This window comes from Actinacidiphila sp. bgisy167, assembly GCF_057707665.1.
Window position 1 is genome coordinate 1 of record NZ_JBYIQP010000071.1, and the last position, 24,896, is coordinate 24,896.

Sequence of the window (24,896 nt, forward strand, 5' to 3'; positions counted from 1 at the left end):
GTCGGTGACGCGTGGTCCTCTCCAAATCCCCACGGTGCGCGAGTGATTACTCCGGATGTGCCGGACCTCGAAACCCGTTCGCCCGCGCCCAGCGCACCACGTCTCGCAGATGCCCTCGCCGCGCGGCGAGGTCTTCTTTCTTATGGCTCCGCCGCAAGCAGGCGTCCATGAGGCGGGACGCGTCGCCGTCGCCCTCATGTCCGATCCCGGGGTTTCCCGTTCCTCAGGACCGGGCTTCGACCCGGCGAGCGTCGCGTGATACTTGCGCATCGTAACCCCCTCTGCCCTCAGGGGAAATGGTAGGGAAATGATGGCTCCCAGACAGCTGCTTTCACGAAATGCGCCGCCTTTCGCGGAGTGCGGCACGTACCCCTCAGGCCACCGGGTGGCGTGTGAATCCCCCGCCGGAGAACGCCTCTCGCCTCGATCTTGCATGAGGGCCCGTCAGCTTGCTGACGGGCCCGTTCGGCTTGTTCGGGGGCCGAGGTTCCTGCAGGCGGGCAGGCTGGTGGCCCGGCTGTCGCGTCGGGTGGGCGCCGGGTTCCACGGTTCCGGTCGGGGTGGTGATGCTCGTAGGGACGGGAAGTGGCTGGTCATCCTGGGTTTGGCAGGGCTGCGAGCCGTTGCAGGGCTTGGGTGATCACGCCTGTCCAGGGCCAGTGGGCCGCGAGGCGGAGGATGCGGCGCCGTCCGGTGGTGACGAGTTGTGCGGCGGCGGAGAACAGCCGGAGCCGCAGCCGCCGCGGTTCCCACCGACGGACGTCGCCGGTGAGGGCGACCATCGGCATCCAGGCGAGCAGGTCCAGAGCGATCTGGACGATCTCCAGCCAGATCTGATGTTGTGCGGCGTCGTGGAGGGGAAGGTTGCGCAGGCTGGTGGCCCGTGCCGCGCGGATGCGGTCCTCCGCTCTCGCGCGCTGGCGGTGTCGCAGTTCGAGTGCGGCGATCGGGGTGCCGGCGGTGTTGGTGGCGAACGCCGTCAGGCGCATGCGGTCGGCGTCGGTGATCCGCAACTGTGCGCCGGGGTGTGGCCGTTCCTTCCGGACGACCAGTCGCATCCCCTTCGGCCAGCCCTTGAGGCAGGCGCCGTCGAGTTCGGCGATCCAGACGCCGTCGCGGATGCCGCCGCCGGGTTCGACGGCCGGTGTCCAGGCCGATGCCGGAACCTTCAAGACGGCCTGGTGGATGGCATCCACCTCACCTGGCCCTGGACCGACGCCTTCGTCCTGGCCTGGAACCGGCTCACCGCCCTGCCACAGACAGCCTGACCAGCACGGACGCATCCCGGCGAGGACCAGGAAGGAGAAGGACCCCCAGTCTCCGGACCTGTGGAATCCGGCCAGCCGCAGCGACACGCGACGGCCCCACCGCCCACTGGAGGAGCAAACGGGGCGAAGTCACCACATCAGACAGCGCTGAATGATCGAGGTCAGGCACCCGCCGGGCGGCCACCTGCACCCCGGTTGATGGAGGTGGGACCCAAGACACGAGTGATGACTGTCACCACTCCGCGGCCGGACCGACTGTGGTGCGGCGATCTCTTAGATTATGATCATCATGCATCTGTAGGGCGAGAGGCGCCCTCGATGCAGTTATGTCCATTTATGAGCAAAAGGCGCATTATGTTCTCTTCAAGGCATTCCTTCTGGCTAAAGCGCGGACGGCTTTGGGCCGTCGCGCTGATCGCCGCATGCGCGGTGACGTTGGCAACCGGCTCCGAGGCGTTCGCGAGCGAACCCGGCGAAGGCAGCAGCTGGACTCCGGAGATCGCCAACCACACTCCGATCCAGTCGCGGGACACGTACTCGGAAGCGCGCAGCGACTCCGGGCGGCTCGTGGGGATCTACAGAGGGGAGTTCGACGACCACGTTTGGATTTCGGTCGACAACGAGACGCCCACATCCATCGGCTACGGCGCGAACACCTCGCAAACGACCACCGCACCGCGTGTCATATACTCCAATGGCTGGTTCTACGCTTTCCATACCGGTACTGATGGCAACATCTACTGGAGCCGCGTCGCATCGGGTTTCGCCGCCATAGGGGCCAGTTGGTCCGCCTGGGCGCCGATAACCGGCCAAAGGACGTATCAATCCGTATCGCTGGCGACCACGGCTTCAGGTCTGCTGATGGTGTACCGGGGCGCGAGTGACACGCGCATGTGGGCCTCCTGGCTGCCTGTGGGCTCCGTCAACTGGGCTCCCGCTCAGTACATGGGCTTCCAGAGCAACAGCGCCCCGACAGTGACGTTCAACCCGTACTGGCAGGCGTTCTACGCGGTGTTCCGAGGACTCAACGACGATCGGGTCTACTACGCCGAGCAGTACCTCGGGCAGAACTGGTGGACCAGTGCCTACCAGTTGCCCAGTATCCAGACGAACAGCTCTCCGGTCATCGCATCGGACCAGGCCGGCAACCTGCTCGTGACGGCGCGTGACTACTCTGGTCACCTGTGGCTCCAGTCCAGAGGCTATCTCGGCGACTGGGCTGGATGGCAGGCGGAGAACACGGGCTGGCAGACGAACGTCTCCCCCTTCCTCTCCGTCTACCGCGGCGTCATATACCTGCTCTTGACTGGTATGGACGCCGGAACCATCTACTGGAAGCCGGGCTACAGAGGCTAGCCTCAGTTTGCGTGAGGGTCCGTCAGCTTGCTGATGGGCCCTTTCGGCTTGTTCGGGGGCCGAGATTCCTGCAGGCGGGCAGGCTGGTGGCCCGGCTGTCGCGTCGGGTGGGCGCCGGGTTCCACGGCTCCGGTTCGGTGGTGATGCTCGTAGGGACAGGAAGTGGCTGGTCATCCTGGGTTCGGCAGGGCTGCGAGCCGTTGCAGGGCTTGGGTGATCACGCCTGTCCAGGGCCAGTGGGCCGCGAGGCGGAGGATGCGGCGCCGTCCGGTGGTGACGAGTTGTGCGGCGGCGGAGAACAGCCGGAGCCGCAGCCGCCGCGGTTCCCACCGACGGACGTCGCCGGTGAGGGCGACCATCGGCATCCAGGCGAGCAGGTCCAGAGCGATCTGGACGATCTCCAGCCAGATCTGATGTTGTGCGGCGTCGTGGAGGGGAAGGTTGCGCAGGCTGGTGGCCCGTGCCGCGCGGATGCGGTCCTCCGCTCTCGCGCGCTGGCGGTGTCGCAGTTCGAGTGCGGCGATCGGGGTGCCGGCGGTGTTGGTGGCGAACGCCGTCAGGCGCATGCGGTCGGCGTCGGTGATCCGCAACTGTGCGCCGGGGTGTGGCCGTTCCTTCCGGACGACCAGTCGCATCCCCTTCGGCCAGCCCTTGAGGCAGGCGCCGTCGAGTTCGGCGATCCAGACGCCGTCGCGGATGCCGCCGCCGGGTTCGACGGCCGGTGTCCAGGCCGATGCCGGAACCTTCAAGACGGCCTGGTGGATGGCATCGGTGATGGTCATGAGTCCTGCTTGTCGGAGTGCGCGATCACCAGCACTCCGTCCAGGTCCACGGTCACCTGCCCGGCCACGTCCGGCGCCGCCGCTGCCGCGGCCGTGGTCCTGGGTGCGGGCGCCGTCCTGGCCGCGCGCCGCCGCGCCGCCCGGCAGGGGTGATGGTTTCAGCCCGTCCCCGTGCCCCGCGAACCCGGTTGTTGCCCGCGGCAACGGACGTTGTCCCCGGCCGGTCGTGCTGATGGAATCGGCTGCCGGACGGTGAGCGGAGAGGCGCGACATGCTGGAGACGGTGGGGCTCACGGCCTCCGAGGCCGAGGTGTACCGGTTGCTGCTCGCCACCGAGTCGGCGTCCGCCGAGGAGATCTCCGCACGGACCGACCTCGGTCCCCCGGCGGTCGGGCGGCTGCTGCTCGCGCTGGAGGCCAAGGGACTGGCGTACGCGGTGGAGGAGTCGCCCGGCGCCTTCGCGGTGATTCCGCCTCAGGTCGCCCTCGTACCGCGGCTCCAGCGCCACGCGGAGGCGCTGGAGCAGGACCGGGCGATCGTGCTCGGACTGGTGGAGACCTACCGCCGCAGCGCCCGCTCCTGGGGAGCGGGCGAGGCGGTCGAGGTGATCAGCGGCGCGGCCGCGCTGCGGCAGCGTCTGCGGCAGCTCCAGGACGGCGCCCGCCACGAGATGCTGTGGTTCTGCAAGGCGCACTACGTGGCGATGCCCGCGGGGAGCAATCGTGAGGAGTACGACGCCCTGGGCCGCGGCGTGCTCTACCGGGTCCTGTACGAGCAGGCCTACTTCGACGACCCCGGGGCGGTCGACAACGTCGTCGCGGGGGTGCGGGCCGGCGAGGTCGCCCGGGCGGTGCCCCGGTTGCCGCTGCGGATGGCGGTGGCCGACCGCTCGGTGGCCGTCGTTCCGCTGCCCTCCGGCGGCGCGACTGCCGGTCTGGGGGCGCTCAAGACGGCGGTGGTGCGGGAGAGCAGCCTGCTGGAGGCGCTCATCGACCTGTTCCAGCACTACTGGGAGGTCGGCGCGCCGCTGCGGGTGACCGAGAAGGGGCGGATCGGCGGCGCGGGCCCGGAGGATCCCGCGGCACCGGCCGCGGAGGACCGGCACCTGCTCTCCCTGATGGTCGCCGGCATGACCGACGAGGCGATCGCGGGACAGCTGCGCGTGAGCAAGCGGACGGTCCAGCGCCGCATCCAGGGGCTGATGAACCTCGCGGGCGTCGCCACCCGCATGCAGCTGGGCTGGCACGCGGCCCGCCGCGACTGGCTCTGACGCGACGGGCTCCGAGGGGACAGGCGGCGCCGGGCCTTCGGACGGTTCCGTCCGGAGGCCCGGCGCCTGCGGCGCGACGTGGCTACTTCAGCAGATAGGCCTTGATCACGGTCTGCTTGAAGGAGTTGCCGTCCGCGTCCTTGACGAACGTACGCAGGCTGACCGACCCGCCCTCGACGTGGCGCGGGTGGTCGACGGTCACGGTGCGCTCGGTGCCGGAGCCGGTGGACTTGGCGGTCTGCCAGGTCCTGCCCTCGTCGAAGGAGACCTCGGCGGTGAAGGTGCGGATGGGCGTGTCGGCGGCGCCGACCGCGCGCTGGATCAGGACCGGGATGCGGAGCTTGTGCCCGGCCTCGGCCCGGTTCCACTCGTCCAGTTCCGGAGCCATGCGCACCGCGTACAGCGGCAGCGCCTGCCGCGCCTTCGGGGTCTGCGAACGGAACTGCCACTCGGCCCGCAGATGCGTGGAGACCAGGCTCGCCGGGGCGAGGTCGCGGTCCTGCTCGAGCGTCAGGCGGTAGTCGGCGGGCTTGGTGTCCTCCGGCACGGCGGCGTATCCGTAGAAGTACGGGACCTCTTCGCCGTTCCGCGTGAACGTGAACTTCTGCTCGCTGGAGGCATTCGTCATGGCCACCAGGCCCAGGTCGCCGTTGGCGGCTTCCTGGAGTGCGAAGTACATGTCGCCGCCCTCACGGTAGGTGTCCATACCTTCCGGGGAGAAGCCGACGCCCTGGACCGCCTGGTTCCAGTGCTCCTCGACCTTGGCCCCGGCCCGGTAGCCGTGGATGGTGCTCATGTAGGCCTGCCCGCGGGGGGCGTCCGCGTCGAAGAGGTCCGTCTGGTCGAAGGAGCTCTGCCAGCGCAGGCCGTCGGCCGACGAGAAGTAGTCGACCCGCCGGTCCGGGACCCGCAGGCCGCTGAGCGTCGGCATGCGGAACCGCTGGTCGTCGACGTACATGTAGACGTTGCGCGCCCCGGTGCTGTCCTTGGCGGTGGCAGCGAAGGTGGTGTTCACCGTGGTGAGTTCCGACCGGCGGGGCTCGTAGCCGGGATCGGCCGGGATGGACCCGTGCACCGGACGGGTCAGGTAGTAGACCGACGCGGGGTTCACGCCGCCGCCGGGGGCGGGCTCACCCCACGTGGAGCTGACCATGTAGGTGAACGCCGAGTCCTTGGACCGGGTCGTGGGCACCGCGTACACGTTCTCGATGTGGTCGTCGCCGACCGCTTCGTTCGCGGTGATGGACAGGAGGTGGTTCCCCAGACCGATGGTGCCGATCTCGCTGGTGATGATACGGGCCGTGCGGCTGGGGGCCGAGACCGTGACGGGCTTGGCCTTCCGGGCGTCGATGGTGACCGAGCGGTCGGCGGTCATGACGACCTGCGGCTCACCGACCACGGTGGCCTTCGTGAAGTCCCCCTCGAAGAAGAAGCCGCTCACCGAGTACGTGCCGACGGGCAGTCGCCGCGCGACGCTGTCCGTGCCGAACACCTCCACCTCGCGGGTCTGGCCGTCGGCGGAGCTGAAGAGCAGGTAGGCGTACTCGGGAGTCTTGCCCGCGCTGTTCTTCATGGTGACGCGGAGCTCGTGGGACGGCTGCTCCACGTCCATGCCGAGCGGTACGCGCACCGAGACCCCGCCGTCCGCGGTGGCCGCGCTCACCACGCCGCTGTAGGCGGCGTACTGCGTGCCGGCGGCCTCCGGGGTCGCGGTGACGGTGACGCCCGCCGTGCCGTGCGCGGGCACCGTGACGGTGTCGGCGCCGAGCCGGAACAGCCCCTCGGGAGCGGGGGTGTCCGCGATGCCGCGGCTCGCGTGCTGCGTCAGGCGGAGAGTGACGGGCGCGGCGCCGGAGTTGCGGTAGGTGATCGTCCTGGTCGCCGGCGGGCGCGTGCCGCCGGTCCACTTGACCAGACCGAAGTCCAGTCCGGCGGTGTCGGCGGTGACCTCCTGGTCGACCGCCCGGCCCACGTCCAGGCGCCCCGCGCCCTGGTAGTAGGCGCCGTGCTCCATGGCACCGTCGGTCGACTGCATCAGCTGGCGCTTGACCTGCTCCGCGGTCCAGTCGGGGTGCTGCTGGAACAGGATGGCCGCCGCGCCCGAGACGTGCGGCGTGGCCATCGAGGTGCCGCTCATCGCCACGTAGCCGTCGTCGGCGGTGGTGCCGCCGGCCATGGCGGCGACGACGTTCACGCCGGGGGCGATGAGGTCCGGCTTGAGGCCGGAGTCGCCCTCGCGGGGGCCGACGTTGCTGAAGCCGGCGCGGTCGTCGTCCTCTTGGGAGGCGCCGACGGCCAGAGCCCGGTCGGCGGAGGCCGGCGAGGCCACCCTGCTGCTGTCGCCGTCGTTGCCGGCCGCGGCCACGACCAGGGCGCCGTAGTCGCGGCTGACGGCGTCGACCATCGCCTCGACGGCGTCGGTCTCCGGGGTGTCGACGTCGCCCAGGCTCAGGCTGATCACCTTGGCGCCGCGCTGGGCGGCCCAGGCCAGACCCTCGATGATGTCGGAGTCCTCGCAGTTGCCGTCCCCCGTGCAGACCTTGCCGAGCAGGATCTGCGCACCGGGTGCCACGCCCTTGTACCGGCCGCCGGAGGCCGCGCCGGAGCCGGCGACGGTCGAGGCGACGTGGGTTCCGTGGCCCGCGAGGTCGTCGGTGTTCGGCTCGGTGGTGAAGTTCGCCGACTCCGTGACGACGCCCTTGAGGTCGGGGTGGTTGGGGTCGAAGCCCGTGTCCAGCACCGCGACCTTGACGCCCTTGCCCGTGTAGCCCTTCTCCCAGGCGTGCGGGGCTCCGATGTGCGGCACCGTGACGTCGAGCTGGACCTTGGCTCGGCCGTCCAGCCAGATCCGGCTGACGCCGGAACCGAGTGCCGTGACGCCGGCCTGACCGGGGGCGATGCCCTTCCAGAAATCCCCGGCATCCGCCTGGGGTTCGACGACGGACGCGAAGGACGTGCCCGCGATGGCGTCGACCTCGCCGGCCCCGGCCGCCGCGAGCCGGCGCTCGGCCGTGGCCGCGTCGCCCGTGTACTGGACGATCAGCGGCAGGCTCTTCCGCTCCGCGTACTTCCCCTTGACCAGGGCCGAGACGTTGAACAGCGCCCGGTCGAGGCGGTCAGCCGCGAGCAGGGGCAGCGCGTCGACGGGTATGACGGTCCAGTCGTCGCCGTCCTGGCGCTTGACGAACCTGATGTGCTCGCGCCCCTTGGCCGGCTCGACCAGGACGCTCTGCTTGCCCGTGGGGTCCGTGTCCAGCGTGACGCGGTCGCCCGTGATCAGGGTGACCTGCTGCTGCGTCAGGCCGTGTGCTCCGCTCCCCGCGGTTCCCCGTGCGCCCGGGTCGGCCTGCCGTGCGTCCGGGCCGAGGCCCTGGGCGACGCCGGGGGTGGCGGTCAGTCCGGCGAGGAGTGCCACGATCGCGGTGGCCGCCACGTGCCGCGGCCGGGGACGCGGGATCCCCGGCAGCCGCTTTTCGTTCACGTGTTTCATAAGAGAACAGCGTGACGCCAAGGCGTCACCTGGTCAGCACTTTTTGATGTCCGTCATACGACACGTCACTTTTGCGCCACGCCAAGGACACCGCGAAAGCGGTCATAACGTCGCGAAGCGGAAGGCCGGCTCGACGGTTGTCCCCCTGGGCCACCCGCGCACGCGGTGTCGCGATACGGCCTTGTCGGCAGCACACTGGGGGGCGGGCGGCAACCGAGGGGGCAGTCGTGACGAAGCAGACGTCGCAACAGCGCGCACAACTGAGCACGTCCGACCGGGCCGAGGTGCTGCGGCTGCTGGAACACGCCGTCGCCGGTGGGCGGGAGGGCCGCTCGGGCGAGGCGGAGGAGGCGCTGCGGCAGGCACGGGCGGCAGTGGACGAGATCGCGGCCGCGGCGGCCGCCGAGTACGCCGCGTACACCACCGCGGTGGTGGCGGAACGCGAGGGCCGCCGCTCCTCCCTGGCAACCCCGGCGCTGGTCACCGCGGTCGCCGCCGTCGCGGCGTGCGTGGCGGACCTCGGCTGGGGCACCCCGGTCCCCACGGCGCTGGGCGCGGGCGGCGTGGTGGCGCTCGCCGGGGCGGCCGTGACCACCGCCCTGACGACGGGCGGCGGCAGCACCCGGTCGAGGGAGCTGCGGCGAGCCTGGCTGGAGGCCGTGGAACAGCGCGGCGTGCGGCCGTTCCTGGAGCGCCGGCGCGCCGTACCGGCTCCCGCGAGGGCTCCTGTGAAGGCGCCGGCGAAGCGCCGCGCCGACCGCAGCGCCGCGGCCCGGGGGCGCAGCGTCCTGGAGCAGTCCTTCGCCCAGTTGCCCTCCACCCAGGGACCGTTCACCGGCCACCGGGACCCGCTGCGGCAGATCGCCCAGTGGGTGCGGCAGGCGCGGGTCTCCCCCGGCTCCGAGCCCGTCGTGGTCGTCCTGCACGGCCAGGCCGGTTCGGGCCGCACCACGCTCGCGGTGCGCGCCGCGCAGCAGCTGCGGGACCAGTTCCGCGGCGCCTGCGTCGTCGACCTGCGCGGCGCCGCCCCCGGCGAACGCCCGCTGCCCGTACGGGACGCGCTGCTGCACCTGCTCAACCGGCTCGGCGCGCCCCGCGAACACCTGCTGTTCCGTGAGCGCACCTCCCGGGAGCAGCACCTGCGGCGCCTGGCCGAGCAGTACCAGAAGCACCTCACCGGCGTGCCCGTCGTCATCGTCCTCGACGACGCCGCCGGGCCCGAGCAGGTGCGCGCCCTGATCCCGGAACGCTCCGACAGCCTCGTCCTGGTCACGGCGGCGCAGCCGCTCACCCTCGACGTACCGGCCCGCGTGTACGCCCTGCCGGTCGAACCGCTCGGGGCGGAGGCCTCGCGGGAGCTGCTGGCCGGACTCGCGCCCGGGGCGGTCACGGCCGGGGACGACGCCGACTCCATACGGCGGCTGTGCGGCGGGCTGCCGCTCGCGCTGCGCATCGCGGGCAGCGCCCTGCCCGAGCGGGGCGCGGAGCGGCTGGCGGCCGATCTGGCGGCGTACGGCCCCGTGGGCCCCGTCGACCGGGCACTGGCGCTGCGCTACCACGACCAGCCCGAGCCGGCCCGCCGGCTGCTGCGCCGGCTGGCGCTCGCCGGGCGGACCAGCCTCGGCGCGGCGGCCGCCGCGGCCCTGCTGGGGACAGAGGAGCAGGAGGCGGCCCGGCGGCTGGCCGAACTGGCCTCGGCCGGCCTCGTCGAGCACGTGCGCGGCAGCCGCTACCGGCTGCACGACCTCGTACGGCGCTTCGCCCACGCACGCCTGCTGGACGAGGAGGACCCGGCCGAGCGGGCGGCCGCCCAGGAACGGCTGATCCGCAGCTACGCCGAACTCGCGGACGCGGTCATCCGGCTCGTCGACGGCCGCACCTCGACCCGCGCCGACCGCTTCGGGCCGCAGGGTTTCCCGTCACTGGACCAGGCGCTGCGCTGGCTGGACGAGGAGTCGAGCTTCATCACCTCGGCACTGCGGCACTGCGAGGGCGTCGACCAGCGGGTGGTGCAGCACCTGCTCGGCGCGCTGTGCGACTACTGCCTGCTCCGCGGCGACCTGTACCGGCTCGGCGAGATCAGCGAGCTGGCCCAGGCGCACCGGCGGGAGGCGGACCAGTCGATGCTGGTCCGCTCGGTCCAGTGGCGCACCGGCATCGCCGCGCGGCAGCTCGGCGAGCTCGACAAGGCCCGCTCCACCCTCTCGTCGGTGGTCGACCTGTACTTCGAGGCCCACCACCCGGCGGGCGCCGCCCGGGCCCTGTGCAGCCTGGGCATCACCCTGCACCAGCAGGGCGGCCTGCGGGAGGCGGAGGCCAAGCTGCGGGAGGCCCTGGAGCTGCAGGCCGGGGACGAGCTGCGCGCCGACCGGGCCTGGACGCAGCACGCGCTGGCGGCGGTGCTGCGCGACGCCGGCCGGCCGGCGGAGGCACACGAGCTGCTGACCGGGTCCCTGGCCCTGCACCGGGAGAGCGAGAGCGTGCACGGCGAGGCCTGGGCGCACCTGCAGCTGGGCCAGCTGCTGCTGCGGCTCGGCGACGCGGAGGGCGGCGAACGGGAGCTGCGGGCCGCGGGGGACTGCTACGCGGCGACCCGCGACCCCCGCGGCGAGGCCTGGACCACCACCCAGCTCGGCCGGGCCCGCCTGCTGGGCGGGGACGCCGACGCCGCCTTGCACCTGATGCGCGAGGCGCTGGCCCGCCACCGCGCGAACGAGGACGCCCGCGGCGAGGCGTGGTCGCTGTACCACCTCGGCCAGGCCCTGGAGGAGGGCGGCGACCTGGACGGCGCGCTGCGGGCCCTGGAGCGCGCCCGCACCATGTTCAGCCGGATGCGGGACGTCTACGGACTGGCCTGCGCCCGCCACCACTCGGCCCGCGTCTCCCGCGACCAGCGGGCGGCGCGCACCGGCAACCTGCGCAACAGCGGCTTCGCCCGCCAGCTCCTGCAGGACGCCCGCGCGGACTTCCACCGCGTCGGGGCGCCGCACGGCGAGGGCTGGTCCTGCGTGGAGCTCGCCGTCATCGACGCCGGCAACGACCGGGTCCCGGCCGCGCTGGAGCTCCTCCGGGAGGCGGAGCGGCTCTTCGCCATCGTGGGCGACCGGCGCGGCCTGGCGTGGGCGGGGTTCCTGCGGTCCACGCTGGAGCCGCTGCTCAGCCGCGAGGGCGCCGCCGAGGCCCGTGCGCTGCTGGACCGGCTGACGGACGACGCGCACACGGGCCGCGACCCCGTGCTGCACGAGTACGCGGAGGCCTACGCCCTGCTCCTGGAGCGCGGCGTGGAGCCGGGCACCCCGTGGGAGGCCTGGCGGCTGGGCATGGTGCCGTCGCGCGGGGCGCGCGAGGTGCTGGACGTGCCGGTGGGGGGTTGAGGGCGCCGGGGGCGGGGCCTCCGGGGCCGGACATCGTGGACTGGCGTGTCCGCGTGTGTGCGGGCGGTACCGCCCGGCGCGTGATGTGGTGCGGACGGCCGACGGCGTGTCCACGTGTGTGCGGGCGGTACGCGTGGTGCCCCGGATGCCGCCCGCAGATGTGACGCACCGTCCGGAACATCCGCCCTCCCCGCCCTTCGGCCGGGGGGTGGGTGTTCTGGACGCTGACATGTGTGTGGTGCAGCAGGGACGGCACGAGAAACACCGCCCGCCCTGCACATGGACGTGCGGTCCGGAATGCCCACCCGCGCACCGCGCGCACCCCCGCGGGCACGCCGCATGGCGCGGCCACGGAAATGCCGTGGTCGCGGAGCGGGTCGCAGGTCCGGCCGGCGGCCGCACCTCCCCTCGCGCCCGGAGGGGGCCGCCGGGTGGCGCCTCAGCCCGTGCGGCCGGGGCCCTCGGCGGCGGCCGCCGCGGAGGGCCGCTCCGCCGGCTGCTCCTCGAAGTCGATCTTCTGGAACTGGCGGTTCATGTTCTTCATCAGCCACCACAGGGACAGGCCGATGAGGGCGAAGATGACGAAGCCGAGAAGGCCGGGCGTCACCTTGTCCTGGTCGAGGTCCTGGACGGCGAGGGGTACGAGCTGGGCTGCGGCCGTGCCGAGTGTCGCGTTCACGCGCTCAATTCTCCCGGATGCCCGCGAAGAGGTCGTCCTCGGGGAGGGAGGTGTCCACCCGGGACTTCGCGAGCTCGTAGTCCTCGGTGGGCCAGACCTCCTTCTGGAGCTCCATCGGGACGTGGAACCAGGAGCCGTCGGGGTCGATCTGGGTGGCGTGCGCGAGCAGCGCCTTGTCCCGGATCTCGAAGAAGTCCGCGCACGGCACGCGCGTGGTGATGTTGCGCTCCGGCCGGTCGGCGGTCTGCCAGCGCTCCAGCCACTCGCCGTACGGGGATTCCAGCCCCCGGGCGAGCAGCGCCTCGTGCAGGGCGACGGTGCGCTGCCGGTTGAAGCCCTGGTTGTAGTAGAGCTTCAGCGGCGTCCACGGCTCGCCGGCCTCGGGGTAGCGCTCGGGGTCGCCGGCGGCGTCGAAGGCGATCATCGAGATCTTGTGGGTCATGATGTGGTCGGGGTGCGGGTAGCCGCCGTTCTCGTCGTACGTGGTGATCACGTGCGGGCGGAACTCGCGGATCAGCTTCACCAGGGTCCCCGCGGCCTCGTCCACGTCCTGCAGGGCGAAGCAGCCCTCGGGCAGCGGGGGCAGCGGGTCGCCCTCGGGGAGTCCGGAGTCGACGTAGCCGAGCCAGGACTGCTGGACGCCGAGGATCTCGCGCGCCTCGTCCATCTCCTTGGCGCGGACCTCGTGGATGTGCTCCTCGATGTACGGGTCGCCCTGCAGTTTGGGGTTGAGCACGGAGCCGCGCTCGCCACCGGTGCAGGTCGCGACCAGGACGTCGACGCCCTCGGAGACGTAGCGGGCCATGGCGGCGGCGCCCTTGCTGGACTCGTCGTCGGGGTGTGCGTGCACGGCCATCAGCCGCAGCTGCTCGGTCAAGGTCGGATCCTCAGTCATGGGTCATGGGTAGCGGCTTCTATAGTGACCGAAGCGAGGGGCTGTTTGATTCCAAGGCGGGATTCCCCGGGCCCCGGGAGGACTGATGATGAGCGCGGTGCGCGACGGGCTGCCCGAGGGACGGTACGGGCGCGGTGCCGACGCCGACGCGCGCACGGACCGCAGGCTGCGGCTGGTCGGCGCGGTGCTCGGTGTCGTCCTGCTGCTGTTCGTCGGCTGGATCGGCTGGGACAAACTCGCCGGCACCGAGGTCAGCGCCGAGGTGATCAAGTTCCAGGTCGTCTCCGACCAGGAGGTCCAGGTCCACCTCGAGGTCCGCAAGGACGCCGGGGTCACCGCGGTGTGCACCCTGCGCTCGCTCGCCGAGGACCACGGCGAGGTCGGCCGCAAGGACGTGCGTCTGGCCCAGGACAGCAGTCGCGTGGACACCGTCGTCGCCATTCGCACCACCGGTCGCGGGACTTCCGCGGAACTGGTCGGCTGCGTGCCCGCCGCCTGATCCGACCTGCCCGGCCGTTCCCCTCTTGACCTGGGCCGATGGCGTCCCGATGATTTTCCTCTCGCCGATTGTCGGGGGGAATTGTTACGCTCGTGGTTTCGCCCTCCCGCGAAGACGCATCTTTCTGGGTAGGGCGTTCATTTGTAAGCAAGCGAGTTCGAGTACGACGAGGAGCACCTGTGACCCAGACCAGCGAGAACGTCACCTGGCTGACCCAGGAGGCGTACGACCAGCTCAAGGCCGAGCTGGAGCACCTGTCGGGTCCCGCACGCGCCGAGATCGTCGCCAAGATCGAGGAAGCCCGTCAGGAAGGCGATCTCAAGGAGAACGCCGGCTACCACGCGGCGCGCGAGGACCAGGGCAAGCTGGAGCTCCGGATCCGCCAGCTGACGCAGCTCCTGCAGCACGCCAAGGTGGGCGAGGCCCCGGCCGACAACGGCGTGGTGGCGCCCGGCATGGTCGTGACGATCGCCTTCGACGGCGACCCGGACGACACCCTGACGTTCCTGCTCGGCTCGCGTGAGTACGTCTCCTCCGATCTGGAGACCTACTCCCCGCAGTCCCCGCTCGGCTCGGGTGTGAACGGCAAGAAGGTCGGCGAGGACGCGACGTACGAGCTCCCGAACGGCAAGAAGGCGTCGGTGAGGATCCTCGACGCCAAGCCGCACAGCGGCTGACGCCACCCCAGGACGCGGACGAGCCCCCGGCCTTCCCGGCCGGGGGCTCGTCGCGTTCGTCGGGTTCGTCGCGCGGTCACGCAGGTCGCATGCTCACGCGGTCGCCGACCGGTACTTGCGCACCGCGAGGGTGCGGAAGACCAGGATGATGACGATCGACCACAGCACCGAGGCCAGCACCGGGTGCTGCATCGGCCAGACGTCCGGGGTCTGGTAGCCGGCCGGGAGGTTGCCGAACAGCTCCCGGCAGGCCAGCACGGTGGCGCTGAACGGGTTCCACTCGGCGATGTGCCGCAGCCAGGGAGTCATCAGGTTGGAGTCCACGAAGGCGTTCGAGATGAACGTCAGCGGGAACAGCCAGATCAGACCGCCGGAGGTGGCCGCCTCCGGGGTGCGGACCGACAGGCCGATGAGGGCGCCGATCCAGGAGAAGGCGTAGCCGAGCAGGAGCAGCAGGGCGAAGGCGGCGAGCGCCTTGGGCAGGCCCTCGTGGACGCGCCAGCCGACGAGCACGGCGACGATCGCCAGCACCACGACGGTGAGGGCCGTCTGCACCAGGTCGGCCAGGGTGCGGCCGGTGAGCACCGCGCCACGGGCCATCGGCAGCGAGCGGAAGCGGTCGATGAGGCCCTTGTGCATGTCGTCGGCGATGCCCGCGCCGGCGCCCGCGGTGGCGAACGTCACGGTCTGGGCGAAGATGCCCGCCATCAGGAACTCGCGGTAGAGCCCGGGGTCGGTGGAGCCGCCGACGTTCATGGAGCCGCCGAAGACGTAGCTGAACAGCACCACGAACATGATGGGCTGCACGAGGCCGAAGATCACGACCTCGGGGATGCGCAGCATGCGGATCAGATTGCGCCGGGCCACCACGAGCGAGTCGCGGACGGACTGCACGAGCGGGTTCGTGGTGCGCGGCGCGCTGGTGGAGACCGCGTCGGTCACCGTGGTCACTGGGACTCCTCTTCCTTCTCCTCGGCGGCGTGGCCGGTGAGGGACATGAACACATCGTCGAGCGTGGGCCGGCGCAGACCGATGTCGTCGATCTCGATGCCGCGGGTGTCGAGCTCGCGGATGACCTCGGCGAGCAGCTTCGCGCCGCCGGTGACCGGTACGGTGATCCGCCGGGTGTGGTCGTCGATGGCGGGCTCGCCCTTGCCGAAGCCGTTCAGCACCTCGGTGGCGGTCACCAGGTGCTCGCGGTCGTGGACGACGACCTCGACGCGCTCGCCGCCGGTGCGCGCCTTGAGCTCGTCCGAGGTGCCGCGGGCGATGACCTTGCCGTGGTCGATCACGCAGATGTCGTGGGCGAGGTGGTCGGCCTCCTCCAGATACTGCGTGGTGAGCAGCAGTGTGGTGCCGCCGGCGACCAGGTCCTGGATGACCTCCCACAGCGCGAGGCGGTTGCGGGGGTCGAGGCCGGTGGTCGGCTCGTCCATGAACATCACCGGCGGCCTGACGACCAGCGCGGCCGCCAGGTCGAGCCGGCGCCGCATGCCGCCGGAGTAGGTCTTGGCCGTGCGGTCGGCGGCCTCGGCGAGGTTGAAGCGCTCGAGCAGCTCCGTCGCGCGGGCCTTCGCGTCCCGGGCGGTCATCTGGTAGAGCTGGCCGACCATCTGCAGGTTCTCGCGGCCGGTGAGGTACTCGTCGACCGCGGCGAACTGACCGGACAGGCCGATCTTCCGGCGCACCTCGTTGGGGTTCTTCAGTACGTCCACGCCGGCCACGACGGCGCTGCCGCTGTCGGGCCGCAGCAGGGTGGTCAGAACGCGCACGGCGGTCGTCTTCCCGGCACCGTTGGGGCCGAGGAGGCCCAGGACGGTCCCTTCAGGGACGTCCAGGTCCACTCCGTCCAGTGCCCGTACGTCACCGAAGGTCTTCACCAGACCTTCGGCATGGATGGCGCCTGGCATGCGATGTCTCCGATTCGGGGCTTGGGGTGCATGGGGACTGTCGGGCGCGCGGCAGCGCACACCGATGCATCGCGAGCATCCCAGACGCGATATATCGCGTCAAGCGGATTTCTTCGAGCTCCGCCTCAGCGCCATCCCGCGTCCACGACACCCGACACCACCATGCCGCACCCCACTGACATTCCGGCCCGACAGCCTCAGAGCAGCACGTATCCCGCCGTCCGCAGCGCCTCCGCCACGGCCGCCCGGTGCTCGGGGCCGCGGGTCTCCAGTTGCAGCTCGACCTCCACCTCGGTCAGTCCCAGCCGCGGCTCGGTGCGCACGTGCCCGATGTCCAGCACGTTCGCGTCCGTCGCGGAAAGGATCCCCAGCAGCGCCGCCAGCGCCCCCGGCCGGTCCGTGAGCCGCAGGCGGAACGACATGTAGCGCCCGGCGGCCGCCATGCCGTGCCGCAGGACGCGCTCCATCAGCAGCGGGTCGACGTTGCCGCCGGACAGGACGGCGACCACCGGCCCGTCGAAGGCGTCCGGCCGCGCCAGCAGGGCCGCCACCGGACTCGCCCCGGCCGGCTCGACCACCAGCTTCGCGCGCTCCAGGCACAGCAGCAGCGCGCTGGACAGCTCGTCCTCGGTGACCGTGCGCACCTCGTCCACCAGGTCCCGCACGATCGCGAACGGCACCTCGCCCGGGCAGCCCACCTTGATCCCGTCCGCCATGGTGGCGACCGAGTCCAGCGCCACCGGACGCCCCACGGCCAGCGACGGCGGGTACGCGGCCGCGCCCGCCGCCTGCACCCCGACGACCCGCACGTCCGGACGCACCGACTTCACCGCCAGCGCCACACCGGCCGCGAGCCCTCCCCCGCCCATCCCCACGACGACCGTGCGCACCTCCGGGCACTGGTCCAGGATCTCCAGGCCCACCGTGCCCTGCCCGGCGACGATGTCAGGATGGTCGAAGGGGTGGATGAAGACCGCGCCCGTCTCCTCGGCGTACTCCTGGGCGGCGCGCAGCGTCTCGTCCACCACGTGCCCGTGCAACCGCACCACGGCCCCGTAGTCACGGGTCGCCGCGACCTTCGGCAGCGGGGCGCCGGACGGCATGAAGACGGTGGAGCGCACCCCGAGCAGCGACGCGGCCAGCGCCACGCCCTGCGCGTGGTTGCCGGCGCTCGCCGCGACCACGCCCGCCGCACGCTCCTCCGGCCGCAGCCCGGCGATCCGCACATACGCGCCGCGCACCTTGAACGAGCCGGTACGCTGCAGGTTCTCGCACTTCAGATGCACCGGGGCGGCCACCAGACGCGACAGGTACCGGCTGCCCTCCATGGGTGTCACGCGCGCCACACCGGACAGCATCTTGTGCGCGCCGCGCACATCGTCGATGGTGACAGGGGACGGCCGCGCGGCCGCCACCGTGCGGGTCGTGCGCCGGGCGTGATGTGCGGGACTTTCCATGCTCCCAGTCTCGCAGCAGCGCCCACCGGCCGGACGAGGCGAGCGAGCAGTTTTGCCCGGCGGGGTCCCGAGATGACGCTCTCCGCGTACTCTTCTCCCAACCTTCGCAGGACCGACAGAACGCGAGCTTCCGGCCATGCCCATTCCTCCCCCGGAGACCACGACCGACCTCCTGGAGCGCCTGCAGCACGAAGTGGCGCTCTTCGCCCGCCGAGCGGAACAGACGCGCCTCGGCGGCGTCGGCAAGGCCCGCAACTCCATGGACCGGGCCGCTTACCTGCTGCTCCACCGTCTGGACAACGAGGGCCCGATGGGCGTGAAGGCGCTCGCGGAGGGCATGGGGATCGACTCCTCCACCGTCACCCGGCAGGTCGCCCCGCTCGTGGACAGCGGCCTGGTCAAGCGCACTTCGCACCCCGAGGACGGGCGCGCGGTCGTGCTCGCGCTCTCCCCCCGCGGCCGTTCGCGCCTGGAAGAGGTCCGCGCGTCGCGGCAGCGGCTCATGGAGGTCGTCACAGCGGACTGGACCCAGCAGGAGCGCGAGTTGTTCACCGACCTCCTCGGCCGGTTCAACTCCTCACTGGTGCGGTACCACGCGTCCGTCTCGCAGGGAGACGAGCAGAACTCTTGACCTGAGGTCGCATCTGTCGTCCCCTGGCGCTGTGGGAGAGCGCCGGGAGGCAGCGGAGCGCCTGCGCGAGGCCGAGTTCGGGGCCTTCGTGGCGGGCGCGGCGGGGCGGTTGCTGCACATCGCCGTCCTGCTCACGGGGGACCGCACGGAGGCGGCCGAGCTGGTGTGCGCCGCGCTGCCGCGTACCTACGCGGACTGGTTCCGGATACGCGGCGAGGACCCCTATGTCTTCACCCGCGCCGAGCTCGTCCGCCGCTTCGCCCACCGGCCCTGGTGGCGGCGCCCCCGCGGCGGCGTGCTCGCCGGCCTCGACGCGCGGGAACGGCTGGTGATCGTGCTGCGGCTGTACGAGGGCCTCGCCGCGGAGCAGGCCGCCGCGGAGCTCGGCCTGCCGCCGGAGCGGGTGCGGGCGACGGCCCTGCGGGCCACCGCGACCCTGCACCGGCAGGCGGCCCACGGCGACGCGGCCCCCCGGGTGCGGGAGGCGGCGCCGTGAGCGCCTACGGGTACGGGGGGTTCAGGGGTTCCAGGGAGGACCAGGTCCGCCGGCTGCTCGACGGGCCGCACCCCGTCGTCCCCGCGGACCTCGCCCCGCGCGCCGCCGAACGAGGCCGCCGCGCCCTGGCCCGGCGCCGCGTGCTGCGCGCCGTGCTGTGGACGCTCCTCGTGGTGGGGGTTCTCGTCGCAGCCGTTCTGGCGGCAGTGTGGTGGCCGGAGCCGCGGGAGACGATCCCGGCCTACTGGTGAGCCCTGCGGAGGCCCCGCCCCCGGCCCCCCAAAAACCTGCTCGGCCCGCACCGAACGCGCCGGATGGGGGTCCCCCGGCCGAAGGCTGGGGAGGGAGGGAGGAAACCCACCCCCGCCACCACACACGCCCCACGCAAGCGGGGGCTACGCCCCCAGCGCCTGGCGCAGGTCCTCCAGCAGGTCGTCCACGGACTCGATCCCCACCGACAGCCGCACCAGATCCGCCGGCACCTCCAGCGCGGAGCCCGCCGCGGAGGCGTGCGTCATGCGGCCCGGATGCTCGATGAGGGACTCGACGCCGCCGAGGGACTCGCCCAGCGTGAACAGCCGCGCCCGGTTGCAGACCGCGACGGCCGCCTCCTCGCCGCCCGCGACGCGGAAGGACACCATGCCGCCGAACTGCTTCATCTGCTTGGCCGCGACGTCGTGGCCCGCGTGCTCGGGCAGCCCCGGGTAGAAGACCTGGGTGACCTTCGGGTGCAGCGACAGCAGCTCCGCGACCCTGGCCGCGTTCTCGCTGTGCCGGTCCATGCGGACGGCGAGGGTCTTGATGCCCCGCATCACCAGCCACGCGTCGAAGGGCCCGGCGACCGCGCCCATCGCGTTCTGGTGGTACGCGAGTTCCTCGCCGAGCCCCGCGTCGGCCGCGACCAGCGCGCCGCCGACCACGTCCGAGTGCCCGCCCATGTACTTGGTGGTGGAGTGCACGACGACGTCCGCGCCCAGGGCCAGCGGCTGCTGCAGGTAGGGGCTGGCGAAGGTGTTGTCGACGACGAGGCGGGCGTCCGCGCCGCGTGCGATGTCCGCGAGGGCCGCGATGTCGGTGATGCCGAGCAGCGGGTTGCTGGGCGTCTCGACCCAGATCAGCCGGGTCTCCGGGCGCAGCGCGGCCCGGACCGCCGCCGGGTCGGAGGTGTCGGCGACCGACCACCGCACGCCCCAGCGCTCGACGACCTTCGCGAAGAGCCGGAAGGTGCCGCCGTACGCGTCGTTGGGGATGACCACGTGGTCGCCGGGCCCCAGTACCGTGCGCAGCAGGCAGTCCTCGGCGGCCAGGCCGGACGCGAACGCCAGACCGCGGCGGCCGCCCTCGAGCGCCGCGAGGTTCTCCTCCAGGGCGGTGCGGGTGGGGTTCGCGGAACGGCTGTACTCGTAGCCGCCGCGCAGGCCGCCGACCCCGTCCTGCTTGTACGTGGAGACCTGGTAGATCGGCGTGACCACGGCGCCGGTCCGGGCGTCGGCCGGCTGGCCCGCGTGGATCGCGAGGGTCTCGAAGTTCTGGTGCTGCTGCTCGCTCATACCGCCGAGCGTAGTGCGGCAAGCACCTCCCGGTGGGCCGGGACGTGCCGGGCGGCCCCGCGTAGGCTTGCTCACCATGGAAGTCCTGTGGGTGCTGTACGGCGTTCTGCTGATCTCCGCGATCGTGCTGGTGCCCCGCTTGCTGCGCCGCCGCGGCGTGCGGGCCGTCACCGCGCTCGATCCCGCCCGCTACGGCTTCGTGCCCCGGGAGGAGATCGACATCCGGCTTCCCGGGCCGGACGACGAGCTGACCCATGCGCTGGCGGTGACCCAGCGCACCCAGGACTGGCGTGCGGTCGCCGCCCTCCTCAAGGGCACCCCGGCGGCGGGCGAGCTGCGCTGGCAGCGGGTGCAGACCCTGGCGGGCGCCGCGGCGGTCGAACTGGCGCAGTCCCCCGGCGCGGGCGCGGCGTGGCTGCGCACCTGGCGGGTCGAGGATGCCAAGGACGCCGGCGGGGCGGCCGTGCACGCGGCGTTCCTGGTGCAGCGGGCGCGGCGCGAGCCGGCCGGCTCCCCGGACGTGCCGATGATCCTCGAGGAGGCGCGCACGGTCGCCGACGAGGCCGCCCTGCTCGCCCCGGGCGACCCTGTGCCGTACATCGTCGCGCTCGCCGCCGACGCGGACTTCACCGCCGCCTGGGAGAAGGTCGTCGCCCGGGCCCCGCACCACATGGGCGCCCATCTGACCGCCCTCGCCCGCCTCCCCGAGGACGCCGCGCGCGACTTCGCCGAGCGGGCCGCCTCCTCCGCGCCCGAGGGCAGCCTGCTGCCGGCGCTGCCGCTCTTCGAGGTCTTCGCGCACCTGCCGGACGTCATCCTCGTGCGCGGCTTCTACGAGAGCGAGGTCGTCTCGCGCGCGATCGGCGGCGCTCTCTACGCGACCGAGCACGCCTCCCCCTCCGACGCGGTGCTGCCCGTGGTGCGGCACCTGCTGGCGGCCTTCCTGCTGCGCGCGGAGCGCTTCGCGGAGGCCGTCGAGCAGTTCCGCGCCGTCGACGGCTACGCGGGCGCGGCTCCCTGGTCGTACGAGCCCGACCCGGCCGCCGCCTACACCGCCCACCGAGCGCTGGCCCTCGCCGGACAGGAGCGGCACTCCGAGCACGGCCGCGCCCGGTGACACCGGCTGGCCCCTGCGGCTCTGCGCGTGGACGGCTACGCGGGCGCCGGCACCGGGGCCGTCACGCGGCCGGTGCCGGGCCGCTGCTCGCGCGCACCTTGAGTTCGGGGCCGAGCAGGCGGACCTCCTCCGTCGCGCTGCCGGCCAGCTTGGCGATGACGAGCTCGACCGCGTGCCGGCCCATCTGCTGCGCGGGGATGGCGACCGAGGTCAGCTGCGGGGCGGCCTGGGTGGCCACCTGGTCGGGGCAGACGGCGACGACGGAGACGTCCTCGGGCACGGCGCGGCCCTGCTGGCGCAGGAGCGCGAGGAGGGGGGCGATGGCGGACTCGTTCTGGACGACGAGTGCGGTGGTGTCCGGCCGCTCCTCGAAGATGCGGGAGAGCGTGCCGGCGGTGGACTCGTAACTGCCCTCGCAGGGGCGGTGGATGAGCCGGATCCCGCGCTCGGCGGCGCGGGCGCGCAGGCCCTGGAGGGTACGCTCGGCGAAGCCGGTGTGGCGCTGGTAGACCGCGGCGGCCTCGCCGACGACGGCGACAAAGCGGTGGCCGAGGTCGGCCAGGTGGTCAGCGCACAGCGCGCCGGTGGCGACGAAGTCGAGGTCCACGCAGGTGAGTCCGGTGGTGTCGGCGGGCAGCCCGACGAGCACGGCGGGCCGGTCCCCGGCGCGCAGCAGCGGGATGCGCTCGTCCTCCAGCTCGACGTCCATGACGATCATGGCGTCGGCGAGTCCGCTGGCCGCCACGCGGCGGACCGCGGTGGGCCCTTCCTCGCCGGTGAGCAGGAGTACGTCGTGGCCGTGGCGGCGGGCCGTCGTGGCGACCGCCATCGCGATCTCCATCATCACGGGGACGTACATGTCCGTACGGAGCGGCACCATGAGGGCGATGATGTTCGAGCGGCTGCTGGCGAGAGCTCGCGCTCCGGCGTGCGGGTGGTAGCCGAGTTCCTTGATGCTCCGTTCGACCCGCCGGCGCGTCTCCTCCGAGATCGAGCGTTTGCCGCTCAGCACGTACGAGACGGTACTGGCGGAGACCCCCGCGTGGCGGGCTACCTCGGCGAGTGTGACCATCCGGATCTCCGTCATTCCGCAGAGTGTCGAAGCGCTTCGACACAAGGCTAACGGAGATCGTCAAGGTCTGTCCAGGACATATGTCGAAGCGCTTCGACAGGAGCGCCCTCGATCGCCGCACCCCTCACACGCTACACACCTCGCGAAGCGGCCCGTACGGGGACGGCAGCGGTCCCGCCCGCGTCTGGCGGAGTTCCGGGATGAACAGGCCGAGGCATGCGGGACCTTCACCGGGGAGCCGACGAGGCCCGGCCGGCACGGGCCCGCGTCCGATCGCCCGGCCGGCCGCGCCTCGACTCTCGCGTTCCCATCCGTCGGCGGACGGCCGCCCCTTCGCCCCTGCGCGCCCGGTGTCCGCTCCCACTCGAGCGCGGTCGACGGCGCTCGGGGCCGCCCCGGCGCAGGGCCCGTCGGGCGTCACGGGCAAAGGGCAAGCGCCCTGGCGCCGCGCGGATCACGAGCGTCCCCACCGGTGACGGCTCCACCGCCGGCCCCGAGGCCGGGCCGCCGGCCCGGAACGAAATCCTCCGTTTCGGGCCGGTAGCCCGCTTTTGTACGCGTCGCGTCACAATCCCCGCCCCACCGCTCAGATGTTCGCCGAACGACTGCCAGGATGTGCCGGATCCCATTCCACCAACCCATGGAGTTGCGTTGAGACTCGGCATCACGAGGGCTCACCGGCTCGGAGCCGCGGTCCTGGCCTCCGGCGCCCTCGTCGTCGCGGCACCGCTGGCCGCTCCCGCGTACGCGGCGCCCGCGCCGCCGACGGTGACCGCCAAGGGCGCCTACCTGCTGGACAACACGGCCAACAAGAAGCTGTGGAGCAAGGGCGCGGACACCCGGCGGCAGATGGCCAGCACCACCAAGGTGATGACGGCCGTCACGGTCCTCGGCACGGCGAAACTCGACCTGAACAAGAAGGTCACCATCAAGAAGGACTACCGGTCCTACGTGACCCGCAACGGCGCCAGCACCGCCGACCTGAAGACCGGGGACAAGGTCACCGTCAAGCAGCTGCTCTACGCGATGATGCTGCCCTCCGGCTGCGACGCGGCGATGGCGCTGGCCGACACCTACGGCACCGGCACGACCGTCTCGGCGCGCACCAAGTCGTTCATCGCGAAGATGAACAGCAACGCCGTCAAACTGGGCCTGAAGAACACCAGGTACGACTCCTTCGACGGCATATCGGCGGCCGGCAAGAACTACACCACGCCCCGCGACGCCGCCGTCCTGGCCCGCAAGGCGATGAGCTACAGCACCTTCCGCGGGATCGTGAAGTCCCAGAAGACGGTGCAGAAGGCCACCAACGGCCGCACATACACCTGGTACAACACCAACAAGCTGCTGGGCTCCTACAGCGGCGCCGTCGGCGTCAAGACCGGCACCGGCACCTCCGCGGGCCCGTGCCTGATCTTCGCCGCCACCCGCAACGGCCGCACGATCATCGGCGTCGTCCTCCACAGCAGCTCGGGCAACGCGCGTTTCACGGACGCGACGAAGATGCTCAACTACGCTTTCAAGACCAGCAGTTCCTCAGCCGCGGGCACCCTGAAGCTGCGCAAGCTCCCGGCCGGCGCGCAGAGCGACTGACCGGCCCCTTTGCCCGGAAGGTCCCCGGTGTCCCCAGGCAGGCCCGGGGGCCTTCCGCCTTCCCGGCGCGATGCGCCGGCGGCCGCCTCAGGCCGCGGGGGTCCGCTCGGTGACGGTGACGCGGCCCTGCCTGATGGTGGCGACCCGGGTGGCGCGCCGGGCGACGGCGGAGTCGTGGGTGACCATCACGAAGGTCAGTTTGTGCTCCTTCCATAGCCCTTCCAGCAGGACGAGGATCTCGTCGCGGGTGCCCTCGTCCAGGGCGCCGGTGGGCTCGTCCGCGAGCAGCACCTTGGGGCGCTTGACCAGGGCCCGGGCGATCGCCACGCGCTGCTGCTGACCGCCCGACAACTCGCCCGGCAGATGGTGCAGCCGGTCGCCGAGGCCGACGGAGGCGAGGGCCTCGGCGGCGCGGGTACGGCGTTCCGAGCTCCTGACGCCCAGCGGGACGAGGGCGGTCTCGACGTTCTCCTGCGCGGTCAGGGTCGGGATCAGGTTGAAGCTCTGGAAGATGATGCCGATGTTCTGCGACCTGACGCGGGTCAGCCGGGCCTCGCTCAGCCGGGACAGGTCGACGCCGTCCAGCTCCACCGAGCCCTCGGTCGGGCGGTCGAGGCCCCCGAGCATCTGCAGCAGCGTCGACTTGCCGCCGCCGGTCGGGCCCTGGACGACGAGCTGGTCGCCGTCCTCGATCACGAGGTCGACGCCGCGCAGCGCGTCCACGGCCTCCTTGCCGCGTGAGTAGCGCTTGGTGACGCCGCTGAGCTGGTACATCAGGGG

19 protein-coding genes and 2 pseudogenes are annotated in these 24,896 nt (G+C 72.1%); 10 read left to right on the top strand and 11 right to left on the bottom strand.

The features are described from left to right. Positions 1–593: 593 nt before the first annotated feature. A pseudogene (locus tag AC3ET4_RS23515) lies at positions 594–1,193 on the bottom strand (transposase); the annotation flags it as partial. 429 nt (positions 1,194–1,622) lie between these two features. Here AC3ET4_RS23515 and AC3ET4_RS23520 point away from each other — a divergent pair. Beyond that, positions 1,623–2,624 (top strand): PLL family lectin, encoded by a 1,002-nt coding sequence (locus tag AC3ET4_RS23520; RefSeq protein WP_431952584.1) that lies wholly within the window; start codon positions 1,623–1,625, stop codon positions 2,622–2,624. 170 nt (positions 2,625–2,794) lie between these two features. On the opposite strand, the pseudogene AC3ET4_RS23525 reads toward AC3ET4_RS23520, so the two are convergent. Next, positions 2,795–3,406, bottom strand: a pseudogene (locus AC3ET4_RS23525) (transposase); the annotation flags it as partial. A gap of 271 nt (positions 3,407–3,677) precedes the next feature. Here AC3ET4_RS23525 and AC3ET4_RS23530 point away from each other — a divergent pair. Continuing rightward, complete coding sequence (locus AC3ET4_RS23530) at positions 3,678–4,676, top strand: helix-turn-helix domain-containing protein (protein WP_431952586.1); 999 nt, start codon at positions 3,678–3,680, stop codon at positions 4,674–4,676. Between the two features lie 82 nt (positions 4,677–4,758). Here the strand turns inward: AC3ET4_RS23530 and AC3ET4_RS23535 are convergent, their stop codons facing one another. After that, complete coding sequence (locus tag AC3ET4_RS23535) at positions 4,759–8,157, bottom strand: S8 family peptidase (protein ID WP_431952588.1); 3,399 nt, start codon at positions 8,155–8,157, stop codon at positions 4,759–4,761. A 269-nt stretch (positions 8,158–8,426) separates the two neighbouring features. On the opposite strand from AC3ET4_RS23535, the gene AC3ET4_RS23540 reads away from it, so the two are divergent. Beyond that, the gene (locus AC3ET4_RS23540; RefSeq protein WP_431952625.1) at positions 8,427–11,540 is read left to right on the top strand and encodes a tetratricopeptide repeat protein; all 3,114 of its coding nucleotides are present in this window, start codon (positions 8,427–8,429) and stop codon (positions 11,538–11,540) included. Between the two features lie 439 nt (positions 11,541–11,979). Here AC3ET4_RS23540 and AC3ET4_RS23545 read toward each other — a convergent pair whose 3' ends face one another. Further along, positions 11,980–12,219, bottom strand: coding sequence for a hypothetical protein (locus AC3ET4_RS23545; RefSeq protein WP_431952590.1), 240 nt, complete (start codon positions 12,217–12,219; stop codon positions 11,980–11,982). 4 nt (positions 12,220–12,223) lie between these two features. Next, entirely contained in the window at positions 12,224–13,096 is an 873-nt protein-coding gene (mca, locus tag AC3ET4_RS23550; protein WP_431952627.1) for a mycothiol conjugate amidase Mca, read from the bottom strand. A 106-nt stretch (positions 13,097–13,202) separates the two neighbouring features. On the opposite strand from mca, the gene AC3ET4_RS23555 reads away from it, so the two are divergent. Together AC3ET4_RS23555 and greA are read left to right on the top strand one after the other, a co-directional pair. Beyond that, positions 13,203–13,613 carry a DUF4307 domain-containing protein gene (locus tag AC3ET4_RS23555; protein WP_431952629.1) on the top strand — a complete coding sequence of 137 codons (411 nt, stop codon included), beginning with the start codon at positions 13,203–13,205 and terminating at the stop codon, positions 13,611–13,613. A gap of 179 nt (positions 13,614–13,792) precedes the next feature. Continuing rightward, on the top strand, positions 13,793–14,290 hold the full coding sequence (gene greA / locus AC3ET4_RS23560; RefSeq protein ID WP_431952592.1) for a transcription elongation factor GreA: 498 nt from the start codon (positions 13,793–13,795) through the stop codon (positions 14,288–14,290). A gap of 93 nt (positions 14,291–14,383) precedes the next feature. Here greA and AC3ET4_RS23565 read toward each other — a convergent pair whose 3' ends face one another. From AC3ET4_RS23565 to ilvA, 3 genes are all read right to left on the bottom strand, one after another. Continuing rightward, the gene (locus AC3ET4_RS23565) at positions 14,384–15,241 is read right to left on the bottom strand and encodes an ABC transporter permease (RefSeq protein WP_431952594.1); all 858 of its coding nucleotides are present in this window, start codon (positions 15,239–15,241) and stop codon (positions 14,384–14,386) included. Continuing rightward, entirely contained in the window at positions 15,238–16,200 is a 963-nt protein-coding gene (locus tag AC3ET4_RS23570; RefSeq protein WP_431952596.1) for an ATP-binding cassette domain-containing protein, read from the bottom strand. Before AC3ET4_RS23570 ends, AC3ET4_RS23565 begins: the two co-directional genes overlap by 4 nt. Before the next feature lie 197 nt (positions 16,201–16,397). Then, complete coding sequence (gene ilvA, locus AC3ET4_RS23575) at positions 16,398–17,558, bottom strand: threonine ammonia-lyase (protein ID WP_431952631.1); 1,161 nt, start codon at positions 17,556–17,558, stop codon at positions 16,398–16,400. 235 nt (positions 17,559–17,793) lie between these two features. On the opposite strand from ilvA, the gene AC3ET4_RS23580 reads away from it, so the two are divergent. From AC3ET4_RS23580 to AC3ET4_RS23590, 3 genes are read left to right on the top strand one after another with little or no spacing between them, the layout of a single operon-like run. Next, positions 17,794–18,288: a MarR family winged helix-turn-helix transcriptional regulator gene (locus tag AC3ET4_RS23580; RefSeq protein WP_431952598.1), complete on the top strand. Its 495-nt coding sequence runs from the start codon at positions 17,794–17,796 to the stop codon at positions 18,286–18,288. A gap of 31 nt (positions 18,289–18,319) precedes the next feature. Then, complete coding sequence (locus AC3ET4_RS23585) at positions 18,320–18,784, top strand: sigma factor-like helix-turn-helix DNA-binding protein (protein WP_431952600.1); 465 nt, start codon at positions 18,320–18,322, stop codon at positions 18,782–18,784. Next, a complete protein-coding gene (locus AC3ET4_RS23590) occupies positions 18,781–19,035 on the top strand; it encodes a hypothetical protein (protein ID WP_431952602.1) in 255 nt (84 codons plus the stop codon). The genes AC3ET4_RS23585 and AC3ET4_RS23590 overlap by 4 nt, the downstream gene beginning before the upstream one ends. 144 nt (positions 19,036–19,179) lie before the next feature. On the opposite strand, the gene AC3ET4_RS23595 is transcribed toward AC3ET4_RS23590, so the two are convergent. Then, positions 19,180–20,334 (bottom strand): cystathionine gamma-synthase, encoded by a 1,155-nt coding sequence (locus tag AC3ET4_RS23595; RefSeq protein WP_431952604.1) that lies wholly within the window; start codon positions 20,332–20,334, stop codon positions 19,180–19,182. Between the two features lie 76 nt (positions 20,335–20,410). Here AC3ET4_RS23595 and AC3ET4_RS23600 point away from each other — a divergent pair, with 76 nt between their 5' ends. Further along, positions 20,411–21,451, top strand: coding sequence for a hypothetical protein (locus tag AC3ET4_RS23600; RefSeq protein ID WP_431952606.1), 1,041 nt, complete (start codon positions 20,411–20,413; stop codon positions 21,449–21,451). A gap of 61 nt (positions 21,452–21,512) precedes the next feature. On the opposite strand, the gene AC3ET4_RS23605 is transcribed toward AC3ET4_RS23600, so the two are convergent. Next, complete coding sequence (locus AC3ET4_RS23605; protein ID WP_431952633.1) at positions 21,513–22,523, bottom strand: LacI family DNA-binding transcriptional regulator; 1,011 nt, start codon at positions 22,521–22,523, stop codon at positions 21,513–21,515. A gap of 651 nt (positions 22,524–23,174) precedes the next feature. On the opposite strand from AC3ET4_RS23605, the gene AC3ET4_RS23610 reads away from it, so the two are divergent. Further along, positions 23,175–24,116, top strand: a complete 942-nt coding sequence (locus AC3ET4_RS23610) for a D-alanyl-D-alanine carboxypeptidase family protein (RefSeq protein ID WP_431952608.1) — start codon at positions 23,175–23,177, stop codon at positions 24,114–24,116. Positions 24,117–24,203: 87 nt separating this feature from the next. Here the strand turns inward: AC3ET4_RS23610 and AC3ET4_RS23615 are convergent, their stop codons facing one another. Beyond that, positions 24,204–24,890, bottom strand: a complete 687-nt coding sequence (locus AC3ET4_RS23615) for an ABC transporter ATP-binding protein (protein ID WP_431952610.1) — start codon at positions 24,888–24,890, stop codon at positions 24,204–24,206. Positions 24,891–24,896 lie beyond the last annotated feature (6 nt).